This window comes from Nocardia salmonicida (assembly GCF_036142455.1).
GTDB classification, from domain to species: domain Bacteria; phylum Actinomycetota; class Actinomycetes; order Mycobacteriales; family Mycobacteriaceae; genus Nocardia; species Nocardia salmonicida.
The window spans coordinates 6,831,655-6,845,238 of sequence record NZ_CP108014.1 but is presented as its reverse complement, the minus strand read 5'-3'; the positions used below and the strand labels follow the sequence as shown (position 1 = coordinate 6,845,238).

2 protein-coding genes are annotated in these 13,584 nt (G+C 70.0%); both read right to left on the bottom strand.

Going from position 1 to position 13,584, the window contains the following annotated elements:
• Positions 1–83 precede the first annotated feature (83 nt).
• Positions 84–7,592, bottom strand: coding sequence for a non-ribosomal peptide synthetase (locus tag OHS03_RS32065; RefSeq protein ID WP_328659183.1), 7,509 nt, complete (start codon positions 7,590–7,592; stop codon positions 84–86).
• A 141-nt stretch (positions 7,593–7,733) separates the two neighbouring features.
• Entirely contained in the window at positions 7,734–13,529 is a 5,796-nt protein-coding gene (locus OHS03_RS32060) for a non-ribosomal peptide synthetase (RefSeq protein WP_407942532.1), read from the bottom strand.
• Between the last annotated feature and the right edge of the window lie 55 nt (positions 13,530–13,584).

The following is a 13,584-nucleotide window of genomic DNA, read 5'->3' as shown; positions in this document are numbered from 1 at the left end:
CCGGTCATGCACACCTCGTACCGATATCGACGCGCACTGCCACTCATCCGCACCGCGCGCGGACCAGCCAGTGTTCGTTCCACCTATCCATCCATCCCGACTACCGTGCGCCGCTCGTGCGGCTGCCCGGCGTTGCCGATCATCTCACTGAGCGCGACAATCCTCGCACCGGTCCCGTCGCCGGGCTCGGCGACGGCCACCGCGGCCTCGGTGAACACGTGGCTCACCTCGTCCGCACCCCCCTGGTCTGCCCCCATCACCAGCGTCGCACCCGCGATCGCGGCCGCGACGATCTCGAGCACGCCCGCCACCGAATCCGGCCTGCCCGCCGCTCGCGTCCGCGATTCGAAGTTGAGTCCGGTGCGCTCGGCCACCTGCTCGGCCGCGGTCGCCAACTCGTCGTAGCTCAGCGTGCGACCACCGCCGACGAAGGCCACGTCGTCGCCGCGCAGCGCGCGGGTGCGATGGGCGTAGCCGATCGGGCGCGGCGATTCCGCGGCCAGTTCGGCGCGCAGTGCCGGGTCGGCGAGGTCGTACCAGTCCAGGCCGTCGGGTGCGTCGAGGATGTCGATGGTCAGGCCGAGCTTCACCTCGAGGCCGCCCGGCAGGCGCGCGTTCATCGTCATCAGCGGCACCACCGCGGCGCCGGCCTTGAGCACCGCCCAGGTCGCGATCGCCGCATCCACCCCGCGGTCGAGGCGCACCGCGACTCCGGTGCCCGGCCCGGCGCCGCGGGCGATCAGCGAGCGAGCCAATTGCGAAGAACGGGCATCGAATTCGGCGTAGACGATCTCTGATTCGCCCAGATCGAGAGCGGGCGCGTCCGGGTCCTCCTCCACCGCCGAGGCCAGTTCCTGCGCCAGCGCGGCGCCGTTGGCCGACGGCGCGGGCGCATAGGCCGCGGCAGTCAGTTCGCGTTCGCGTTCTCTGGCATCACGCAGGTCGATGTCGCCGACCCGCACCGTGGGATCGGCGGCGACAGCGGTGACGATCTCGGTGAGCCCGCGGGCGAAAGCCGCGACGGTGTGCTCGTCGAAAAGGTCGGTGGCGTAGGTGAAGACGACGCCGATCTCGTCGGGTTCGCCGGTCGCGGACAGGCGCGGTTCGACATTGACCTGGAGGTCGAACTTGGCGGGCCGGGCCGCGAGGTCCATCGCCTCGATGGTGAGGCCGGGCAGGCGGAGCACGGGTGTCTCGTTGTTGTGGAACGAGAGCACCACCTGGAACAGCGGGTTGTGCGACACGGTGCCGGTCGGGGCCACCTCCTCGACGACTCGCTCGAACGGCAGGTCGGCGTTGGCGAACGCGGCGAGGCCGACTTCGCGCGCGGCGCTGACCAATTCGTCGAATCCGCGGCGCGGGTCGACTTCGGTGCGCAGGGTCAAGGTGTTGACGAACATGCCGACCAGGTCGTCGAGTTCGGGTTCGCCGCGTCCGGCGATCGGGGTGCCGATCGCGATATCGGTGCTGCCGGAGATCCGCGCGAGCAACACCGCGAGTGCCGCGTGCACGACCATGAACAGCGAGGCGTTGTGCCTGCGGGCGATCTCGGCGAGGCCGACATGGACGTCGGCGGGCAGCGTGGCGCTCACGTCGGCGCCGCGCAGCGAGGCGTGCGAGGGGCGGGGGTGGTCGTGCGGGAGTTCCACCGTGCCGAGATGTCCCGACAGGGTGTGCCGCCAGAATTCCAGCTGCCTCGCGGCGGTGGAGTTCTCATCGGATTCCGCGCCGAGTACCTCGCGCTGCCACAGCGCGTAGTCGGCGTACTGCACGGGCAGCGGAGCCCAAGCCGGCGAGCGGCCTTCGACGCGGGCCCGGTAGGCGATCACGAGGTCACGCGCCAGCGGTGCCAGGGAGGCGCCGTCGGCGATGATGTGCTGCACCACCACGGCGAGCACATATTCCTCCTCCGCGAGCGGATCGTCGGCGCGGGCCGTGAACAGCCCGGCGCGCAGGGGAACTCGCTCGGCGACGTCGAAACCACCGGAGAGCAAGCGGATTACCCGTTCGCGCGGATCGTCGCATTCCTCTAGCGCGAGGCCGGTGGGCAACACCGCGCTGACGGGCAGGATCTCCTGGTACGGAACAGCTTCGGCGTCATCGGCCGGGAAGCGGGTACGCAGCGCCTCGTGCCGTTCGAGCACGTCGGCGACGGCGTAGCGCAGTGCCGAGGTGTCGAGCGCGCCGCGCAGCCGCAGGACCAGCGGGATGTTGTACGCCGGTGAGTCGGGATCGATGCGGTTGAGCAACCACATCCGCTGCTGCGCGGGCGAGAGCGGAATGACGCCTCGATCCTGCGCCGGGATCAGCGGCGGTCGTGGCGCGGTCACCGAACCCGGGCGCACGCGCGCGGCGAGTGAGCCGACGGTCGGCGCCTCGAACAGGTCGCGCACCACCAGGTCGGTACTGAGTGCCTGGTCGATGCGGGCGATGGCCCTGGTGGCGAGCAGCGAGTTGCCGCCGCGGTCGAAGAAGTTGTCGTCGAGGCCGATCTCGGGCACGCCGAGCAGGGACGCGAACACCTCGGCGACGCTGAGTTCGATGGGCGTGGTCGGCGCGCGGAAGGTGGTGGCAGCGGTGAACTCCGGGGCGGGCAGGGCCGCCCGGTCGAGCTTGCCGTTGGTGGTCATCGGCAGTTCGGGGACCACCACGACCGCGTCGGGAACCATATAGCCGGTGAGGAATTCGGCGACGGCGGCGCGCACCTGCACCGGGTCCAGTGCCGTGGCCACGCGCGCCCCGGAGTCTTCGTCGGCGAAGCCCGCGCCGCCACGTTCGAAGCGTGCCCCTACCGGGCTCTTCGGACCGGCAACCTCGGGCTCGACGATATCTGTCGCCGCGACGACGTAGGCGATCAGGCGGTCACCGGCGTGCTCGTCGGCGCGCACGATGACCGCCGACTGACCGACGCCGGGTACCCGGAGCAGGGCGGCCTCGATCTCACCCGGTTCGATGCGGAAACCACGCAATTGGACCTGTTGGTCGCCGCGGCCGCCGTATTCGAGGGTGGGGGTACCGCGGAAACCGATCCAGCGGCCGAGATCACCGGAGCGGTAGCGGCGCGCGCCGGGTTCGCCGAACGGGTCGGCGACGAAGCGGGTGGCGGTGAGGCCCGGCTTGCCGAGGTAGCCGCGCGAGAGTTGGTTGCCCGCGATGTAGAGCTCACCCGCGACGCCGAAGGGCACCGGGCGCAGCCGATCGTCGAGGACCACCACCGACAGCCCTGGCAGTGCGCGGCCGATGAGGCTGCCGGGCAGTTCGGCGGCATCCTCACGCCGCTCTACCGCCGCATCCGCTCCCCCGACGTCCGCCCGCTCGGCCACGATCTCCGCCGTCCGTGAAGTCAGGACCTGGTGGGAGACATGGACCGTCGTCTCGGTGATGCCGTACATGTTGACGAGTTCCGGCGCGCCATGGCCGTTGCCGTACCGGTCGTACCAGCGGTTGAGCTTGCGTGGGTCGAGGGCCTCGCCACCGAAGACCACGTAGCGCAGTGGCAGCGGTGTGGCGCCCGCGGCCTGTGCGGCGCGGTCGGCTTCGTCCAGTTGCGCGAAGGCGGTGGGGGTCTGGCTCAGCACCGTCACGTGTTCGGTGGCCAGCAGCTCGCGGAACTCGATCGGCGAACGGGAGGTCAGGTGGTCGACGACGACGACCGACGAGCCGCCTGCCAGCGCGCACCACAGTTCCCAGATCGAGAAGTCGAAGGCGAAGGAGTGGAACACCGTCCACACGTCGTCCTCGTCGAAAGTGAACAGCAACTGGGTGTTGGCGAACAGCTCGAGCACATTGCGATGGGTCACGCCGACGCCCTTGGGCAGGCCGGTGGAACCCGAGGTGTAGATGACGTACGCCAGGTGATCGGGGTACAACCCGGCGCGGCGTTCGCCAGGATGCAGCGGGGCCTCGGAGTAGACGGGTTGCTCGTCGAGCAACACCACGGGCAGATTCGCGAGGGGCGTCAGCAGTTCGTGCTCCGCCGAGGTCGACAGCAGCACAGCGGGTTTCGCGTCGGCGAGGATGTAGCCGAGGCGCTGCGCCGGGTATCCGGAATCGATCGGCAGATAGCCCGCACCCGACAACAGCACCGCGAGCAAGGCGACCGGCAATTCCTCGGTGCGCGGAACAGCAACGGCCACCAGGGTTTCCGGGCCCGCGCCCTGCGCGATGAGCGCACGCGCCAGCGCCGATGCCCGGCCGAGGAGATCGGCGAACGTGATAGATCGCTCCCCCGCTCTGATCGCGATCGCGTCGGGTCGCTGTCGCGCCTGGGCGGTGATCAGATCGGCGAGGGTCACCTCGGGAACCGCGATGCCGGGCGAATTGCCCTCGCGCAGCACGAGTTCACGCTCACCGGGCGCGAGCACGTCGATGTCGCCCACGGGCCTGGCCGGATCGGCCACCACGGCGGCGAGGACCCGCGTCCAGCGGTCGGCGAAGTCGGCGACGGTGCCGCGATCGAAAAGATCTGTGGCATAGACGAATGTGGCCGCCATGCCCTGCGGTGCGCCGTCGATGCCGATGTGTTCGGTGAGCTCCACCTGCAGATCGAACTTCGCCAGCGGCACCGCGAAATCGGCGGACGACACGGCGAGGCCGGGCAGGGCGAGATCGGAACGGGCCAGGTTCTGGAAGGTCAGCATCACCTGGAACAGCGGGTGCCGTGCCGTCGAACGCACCGGCTCCAGCAGTTCGACGAGGCGCTCGAACGGCACGTCGGCGTGTCCGAAGGCCGCGAGATCGCGCGAACGAACTTCGGTGAGCAACTCGGCGAAGTTCGCCGCCGGATTCACCTCGGTGCGCAGGACCAGGGTGTTGACGAACATGCCGATCAGCTCGTCGAGCGCCTGCTCACCACGGCCGGCGACCGGGGTGCCGATCGCGATGTCGCGGGTGCCGGTGAGCCGGGCCAGCAGCATGGCCAGCGCGGTGTGCACGACCATGAACAGTGTGGCGTTGTGCTCGCGGGCCAGCGCGGACAGGCCGGCGTGGACCGAGGCGGGCACCTGAATGCTCAGCGAGCCGCCCGCCCGGCTCGAGACCGCCGGACGGGGGCGGTCGGTGGGCAGTTCGAGCTGTTCGGGCAGGCCGGACAGGGTCTGTCGCCAGAAGGCCAGTTGCGCGGCGAGCAGTGAACTCGGGTCGTTCTCGACGCCCAGCAGTTCGCGCTGCCACAGCGTGTAGTCGACGTACTGCACCGGCAGCGGCGGCCACTGCGGCGCGCCGCCACCGCGTCGTTCGGCGTAGGCGGTGAGCAGATCCCTGGTCAGCGGCGCGAAGGAGAATCCGTCGGCGGCGATGTGGTGCACCACGCACACCACGACGTGCTCGCTGTCCGAGATCGCCAGCACCCGAACCCGCACCGGCGGACCGGCCGTGACGTCGAAGCCGGTCAGCGCCGCGGCGCCGATCGCCTCGGTGAGCTCGTCCTCGGCCACCTCGACGACGTCGAACTCGGGCATCGCGGCCGGATCGCCCGCCGCCAGCACCAGCTGGTGACCTTCGCCGTCGAGCACCGCGCCGTAGCCCTCGGAACCGACGCCGCCGGATACCGGATAGACCGTGCGAAGAACTTCGTGGCGGGCGATCAGGTCGGCGATCGCGGCGCGAAGGGCGGGTAGGTCGAGGCGACCGGAGAGCCGGACCGCGACCGGGATGTTGTCCACCGCCGACGCGGGGTCGAAGCGGTTGAGGAACCACATCCGCTGCTGGGCGTAGGACAGCGGGATCAGTTCGGGGCGCGGACGCGGCGTCAACGGGAGCGCGTGCGCCGACAGTCGTTGCTGCTCGGCGCGATGGGCGAGACCGGCGACGGTCGGCGCCTCGAAGACCGCCTGCACCGGCACCCGCACATCCAGCGCGGCACCGATGCGGGCCACCGCCTGGGCGGCGAGCAGCGAGTCGCCACCCAGTTCGAAGAAGTCGTCGTCGGCGCCGACCCGGCCCGCGCCGTCACGCAGCAACAGCGCCGCGAACACATCGGCTACCACCTGCTCGGCCGGGGTGGCGGGCGCGCGGAAGCCGCGCACGGTGAACACCGGCGTCGGCAGCGCGGCGCGATCGAGCTTGCCGACCGGGGTCAGCGGCACCGCGTCGAGCACCATGATGACCGACGGAATCATGTACGCGGGCAACGTTTCCGCGAGGAACTCCGCCAGCGCCCCGGTATCGACCGTGTGGCCGACGCGCGGCAGCACATAGGCGACCAGTGCCGTCGCACCCGATGGCATCGTCTTGCCCAGCGTCACCGCGTAGTCGAGGTCGGGGTGCGCGGTGAGCGCGTTGTCGATCTCGCCCAGCTCGATCCGGAAGCCGCGCACCTTCACCTGGAAATCGGTGCGGCCGAGGTATTCCAGCGTGCCGTCGTGTTCGTAGCGGCGGACCAGATCGCCGGTGCGGTACAGCCTGCCCGGCCCGAACGGCGAGGCGACGAAACGTTCGGCGGTGAGCCCCGGCCTGCCCAGATACCCCTGTGCCAGCGCGGGGCCGGACAGGTACAGCTCGCCGACCACTCCGGCGGGAACCGGCCGCAGCCGCGCGTCGAGCACGTACAGACCCATGCCGGGCACCGCGGTGCCGATGGTGATCGGCGCGTGCGCCCGCAGCGCCGCGGTGCTGGTAGCCAGGATCGTGGCCTCGGTGGGCCCGTAGCCGTTGTAGAACTCGCGCCCACCGGTCGCCCAGCGGCCGACGAGCTCGGGACCGAACCGGTCGCCCGCGACGATCACGGTCGCCAGATCCGGCAGCCCGGCCGGATCGACGGACTCGAGCGCGCCCGGGGTGATCAGCAGGTGGGTGATGCGCTCGCGGCGCAGCAGGTCCGACAGTTCGAAACCGCCGAACACCCGTGGCGGCGAGACCACCAGCGTGGCGCCGACGCCGAAGGGCAGCAGCAGCTCGAGCACCGACACATCGAAGTTCGGCGAGCAAACATGCAGCACGCGCGAATCGGGTTCCACGCCATAGTGTTCGCGCTCGGCGGCCACCAGCGTGGCCAGCCCGGCATGGGTCACCACGACGCCCTTGGGCTTGCCGGTGGAGCCGGAGGTGTAGATGACGTAGGCGGGATGCCGTTCGTCGATCGGGCGGACCCGGTCGGCGTAGCTCACCGCGTGCGCGGGCCGTACGGCGATGCGTTCGGCGACCACCGGGTCATCGAGTTCGATCCAATACGCGGTGGTGCCGAGGCAGGCGCGATGGGCCGCGGTGGTCAGGCCGATGGTCGCGCCGGAGTCGGCCACGATGTGGGCGATTCGGTCGGCCGGGTAGGCCGGGTCGACCGGCACGTACGCGGCGCCGGTCTTGGCGATGGCCCACACGGCGAGCACGGATTCGATCGATCGAGCGATCGCGATCGCGACGACATCGCCCGCGCCCATGCCACGGTCGATGAGTTCACGGGCCAAGCGCGAGGATCGCTCGTCGAGCTCACGATAAGTGAGCGCGAGTTCCGCACCTGGCATCCCGGTCGGGTTGTAGCGCAGCGCGATCGAATCGGCCGCGGATTCGACGGCGGCCGTGAGTAGCTGACCGAACAACGGAACGCCGGTAGCACGTCGGCGACCGGCACGGCCCGTGCGGCGGGGGGTTTCCACAGACCAATACACCTCTCGCGTCCGGCGGCCGAGTCGGACACAGCATAGCCACACCTACATAGCCGCTGCCGACCGTCGCCGAGGTGTGCGCCACGACACACCAACTCTATCGCAACGGAATCGTAATGCCCATCGAGCCTGTTACGGACACGTATCGACGGATCCGTGCCTACCCGCGACGACCTGGGCAATTGCCGGTGCGAACGTGGCTACCGCCACAGTCGAGAGCATCTGCTGGTGAGTGGCCTGGACCGGGTGGTCAGCAATGATTCCGCTGACGAACGGCCGCCATCGCGAGGCGCCGTCCCCCAGCTTTTGGGGGGTCCGTACGGCGGTGAAATAGGTGAGATCACCCTCGAATCCGGTGTGTTCGAGCTCGGTGAGCAACGCCACCGAGTGCAGCGCGCCGCGGTACATGCCGACGAATTGCGCACGCGAGATCGGCGCGTCGCCCGCCAGCGCGTCGTGCAGCGATTCGAGCGCCTCCTCGCCCAGCTCGGTGAGACGGTCGGGTAGCTGGTGCTCCGGGATGCCGAGTTCGACGAGCACGTGCCGCAATTCGGTACCGAAATCGGCGAGTGCCGCGCCGGGGAGGCTGTCGAGCATCGTCAGCGATGCCACCGTTTCACCCTCGGCCTGTAAACGGGTCGCGACAGCCTGTGCGAGCACGCCGCCGAGCGACCAGCCGAGCAGCTGATAGGGGCCGTGCGGTTGGACGCCACGGATTTCGGCCAGGTAGCGGTCGACCAGTTCTTCAGCCGATGTGGGCCGGAATTCCGGATCGCTCAGCGCGGGCGACTGGATGCCGACCACGGGCAGATCGTCGGGCAGATACGGCACCAGGCTCGCGTAGGCCCATGCCAGACCCGAGACCGGGTGCACACAGATCAGCGGCGGGCGGGTGCCGCGGCGCGCGATCGGGAGCACGACCGAGAGTGCCGCTTCGAGGTCGGCGGCGCCTGCCGGTCCGTCGCTGATTCTCGCGGCGAGACCGGCGACGGTCGGGTCGGCGAAGAACGCCGCGACGGTGAGTTCGACGCCGGTGTGTTCGCGGAGGTGGTGCACAACGCGAGTGGCCAGCAGCGAGTTGCCGCCGAGGGCGAAGAAGTCGTCGTCGAGGCCGGGGGTTCGCGCGCCGAGGACCTCGGTGAAGACGGCGGCTACGGCGATCTCGTGATCGGTCTCGGGTGCGCGATAGCGACGCGGTTCGAGGACCGGCGCCGGGAGCGCGGCTCTGTCGAGTTTGCCGTTGGCGTTCAGCGGGAGGTGGTCGAGGACGACGAAGGCGGCGGGGACCATGTAGGACGGGAGCACCTGCGCTACGGCGGCTTTGGCTTCCGTGGCGGTGAGCGAGGTTCCGGACGCGGGGACGACGTAGGCCACGAGCCGGTCGCCGAGTTGCGGATCCGTCGACGCGATGACCGCCGCATTGGCGATCCGCGGCGCGGCGAGCAGGGCGGCCTCGATCTCGCCGAGCTCGATGCGGAATCCGCGGATCTTCACCTGGAAGTCGGTGCGACCGCGGTAGTCGAGCTCGCCGTCGGCAGTCCAGGCGACGAGGTCGCCGGTGCGGTACATACGCGGGCCGCCGGGTCCGGCGAAAGGGTCGGCGACGAAGCGGTCGGCGGTGAGGTCGGGACGGGCGTAGTAGCCGCGAGCGAGCTGCGCGCCCGCGAGATACAGCTCGCCTGCGACACCGACCGGAACCGGGCGCAGCCGGGCGTCGAGGACGTAGACGCCGCTGTTCCACACCGGTCGACCGATCGGGACCGTGGCGCGATCGGCGGTGGTGACGCGGTGGTCGGTGATGGAGACCGCGGCTTCGGTGGGGCCGTACAGATTGTGCAGTGCCGCCGAGGTAGTCGCCAGGAAACGCTGGGCGGTAGCGGCGGGCAGGGCTTCGCCGATGGCGAGTACGCGGCGCAGTGAACGCGGGAGCGCGCCGGCGGATTCGGTGAGCAACGCGTCGAGCATCGAGGGCACCACGTGCAGGGTTGTCACCGCTTGCGTGGCGAGTGCACGCAGCAGATAGGCGGGGTCGCGGTGGCCGTCGGCGGCGGCGATCACCAGGCGGCCACCACAGCTCGCGGCCGACCAGAACTCCCAGACCGAGAGGTCGAAGGTGGCGGCGGTCTTCAACAGGACCGAGTCGTCGCGACCGAGGCCGAAAGCAGCCGTCTTCCAGAGCAACTGATTGACGATCGCGCCGTGCGAGACCGCCACGCCCTTCGGCTTGCCGGTCGACCCGGAGGTGAAGATGATGTAGGCCGTGTTCTCCGGACGCAGCACGCCGACGCGCTCACTCGCCACGATCGGCGCGGTCGAGACCGCGGAAGTATCGATCGTGTCGATGGCGATCACCGGCGCCGACACAGCCGCGAATCCGTCACGCGTGGTGGTCAATACGCAGGCAGGCGCCGCCGTATCGAGGAGGTGAGCGACGCGGTCGGCGGGCTGATCCGGGTCGACGGGGACGTAGGCCGCGCCGGTCTGCGTCACCGCGTACATCGCGACGACGAGGTCGGTGGAGCGCCGGATCGCCAGCGCCACGCGGTCCTCTACTCCCACGCCCCGCGTGATCAGATGTCGCGCAAGCTGATTCACCCGCGCGGCGACATCACGATAGGTGAGCTGCGCGCCGGCGGGATCGACGAGCGCCACACCATCGGGGTCGGCTGCCGCGCTGTCAGCGAACAGCGAGGCCAGCGTCGCGGACGGGCACGAGTGGTCGGTTGCGTTCCAGTCGTGCAGGATTCGTTCCCGCTCGGCATCGGAGAGCAGTTCGAGCTCGTCGACGGGACGTTCGGGCGCGGTGGCGATGGCGGTGAGAACTCGCGCGAAACGGTCGGCATAGGTCTGGGCGGTCGACTCGTCGAAAAGGTCTGTGGCATAAGTGAATACGCCACTGATTCCCTGCGCGACGCCGTCACTGTCGTAGGCGTCGGCGACGATGGCGTGCAGATCGAACTGGGAGACCGCGAGGTCCACGTCGACGCCCTCGACCGCGGTCTCGCCGAGTTCGAGGCCGGTGCGGCTGAGGTTCTGGAAGGACAGGCCGACCTGGAACAGCGGATGGCGCGCCGTGGAGCGGGCGGGGTTGATCGCCTCGACGAGGCGCTCGAACGGGAGGTCCGCGTTCGCGAACACCTGGAGGTCGCTGTCCCGTTGGCGGGCCAGGAGTTCGGTGAACGACTCGCCGGAGGTGAGGGTGGTGCGGAAGACCAGGGTGTTGACGAACATGCCGATCAGGTCGTCGAGCGCGGCCTCACCGCGGCCGGCGACGGGAGTACCGACCGCCAGATCGTCGGTGCCCGCCAGCCTCGCCAAGGTCACCGCGAGGGCGGTGTGCACGACCATGAACAGCGTGGCACCCTGCGTGCGCGCCAAAGCCAGCAGTGCGCGATGGGTTTCGGCGTCGACCTCGATCGGAACGCGACCACCGGCGAAGGTCTGCACGGCCGGACGCGGCCGGTCGGCGGGCAGGTCGAGCTGGTCGGGCAGCCCGGCCAGCGCCGCGCGCCAGTAGGCGAGCTGAGCCGAGGCCAGTGACTGCGGATCGTCCTCGCTGCCGAGCAGGTCTCGCTGCCACAGCGCGTAATCGGCGTACTGCACCGTCAGTGGCGCCCACTCCGGCGAGCTACCGGCCGAACGCGCCGCATAGGCCAGCATGAGGTCCCTGGTCAGCGGCGCGAGCGAAGAGCCGTCACCGGCGATGTGGTGCACCACCACCGCCAGCACCGAGGCGTCGGCGTCGAGCTCGAACAGCGCGACTCGCAACGGCACCTGGGCGCGCACATCGAACCCGGACGAACCGAACTCGTGCATGACGGCGGTGAGCTGATCGGGCGCGATCGAGCGCACCTCGAGCCCGGGCGTCGCCTCGGTCTCGGCCAGGATCTGCTGGATCGGCCCGTCGTCGGTCTCGGGGTAGATCGTGCGCAGGGTTTCGTGCCGGGCGACGAGGTCGGCCACGGCAGCGCGCAGCGCCTCGACATCGATCGCGCCGTGTAGCCGCACCGCCATGGGGATGTTGTAAGCGACCGATCCGGGGTCGAACTGATTGAGGAACCACATCCGCTGCTGGGCCAGCGACAGCGGAATCCGCGCGGGCCGCTCCCCCGCCGCCAGTGCCGGACGAGCACCCGCTCCGGCGGATTCGGCGAGTCGCCGTGCCAGCGTTTCCACCGTCGACGCCTCGAACAGCAGTCGGACCGGGAAGTCGGTGTCCAGCGCGACGCCGAGGCGGGCGGCCACCTGGGTGGCCATCAGCGAGTTGCCGCCGAGGGCGAAGAAGTCGTCGTCGAGGCCGAGCTGGGTGTCGCCGAGATCGAGCACCTGGGCGAAGGTGCCCGCCACGATCTGCTCCACCGGCGTCGTGGGAGCGCGGAATTCGGCGTGCTCGAGAATCGGTGCGGGGAGCGCCTTTCGGTCGAGTTTGCCGACCGGGGTGAGCGGGATCGCGTCGAGTTCCATCAGCACGGTCGGCACCATGTGCGCGGGCAGACTGCGCTCGGCGAAGGCGGTGAGGGCGGCGGTATCCACGGCAGCGCCCGGCGCGGCGTGCACGTAGGACACCAGAATGGTTGCGCCGCTGTCGAGTTCGTGGCCGATCGTGGCGGCGAAGTCGAGGCTCTCGTGCGCCGAGAGCACCGCGTCGATCTCGCCGAGTTCGATCCGGAAGCCGCGGATCTTCACCTGGAAGTCGTTGCGGCCCACATAGTCCAGCGCACCGTCGGCGGTCCAGCGGACCAGGTCGCCGGTGCGGTAGAGGCGAGAACCCGTCAGGTCGAACGGATTCGCGACATAGCGCGAGGAGGTGAGTCCGGGGCGGGCGTGGTATCCACGGGTCAGCTGGGCGCCGGTGATGTAGAGCTCGCCGGTGACGCCGGGCGGAACGGGACCGAGCCGGTCGTCGAGGACATATTCGGCCACGCCGTTGATCGGGCCGCCGATGGTCATCGGATCGCCCGGTTTCAGCGGCACACTGATGTTGGTGACGATGGTCGTCTCGGTGGGCCCGTACACATTGTGGAACTCGCGCAGGGTGCCGTCGGCGAGCGGTATCGCCCAGCGCCGCAGCAGATCCGGCGGCACGGACTCACCACCAACCGCCACCACCCGGAAATCGTCGAGCCCGTCCGGATCGATCGAGGCCAGCGCGGCCGGGGTGATGAAAACGTGGCTCACCCGCTCGCGCCGCAGCAGGGCGGCCAGATCGTCGCCGCCGTAGACACTCGGGTCGACGATCACCATCGTGGCGCCTGCCCCGATCGCCAGCAGCAGTTCGAGCAGCGAGGCATCGAACGACGGTGAGGCGAAGTGCAAAGTGCGCGAGCCGGATTCGACACCGTAGTGACGCGTCTGTTCGGCGCTGAATCCGGCGAGTCCGGCCTGGGTCACCGCGACGCCCTTGGGTAGGCCGGTGGAGCCGGAGGTGTAGATGAGGTAGGCGAGGTCCTCGGCCCGCACCGGACGCAGCCGGTCGGCGGTGGTGATCGCCGCACCGGAGATATCGTCGAAGAAGGGCTCGTCGCCGTCGGCGGGCCGACCCGGCTGGTGACCGTCGAGTGGCAGCCACCGCACCTCGGCGGGGAGGCGGTCGGCGACCGCGGCGACGGTCAAGCCGAAGACGGCGCCCGAGTCGGTGATCATGTGGGCCACACGGTCCGGCGGGTAGTTCGGGTCGACCGGGACGAAGCCCGCGCCGGTTTTGGTGACGGCCCAGACGGCGAGCACGGACTCGACCGAGCGCGGGATTCCGATTGCCACCAGGTCGCCCGCGCCGATGCCGCGGTCGATCAGCAGGCGGGCGATGCGATTGGAGCGCTCATCGAGTTCGGCGTAGGTGAGGCTGCCGATGGTGCGGGTGGCGTCGGCGAGGACGACCGCGAGACCGTCGGGATTGGTCTCGACCGCGGTGGCCAGCAGCTGTGCCAACGCGGTGACGCGCGGGCGACGCGTACGTACCGGTCGGGTTCTTGCCGGTCGTGTC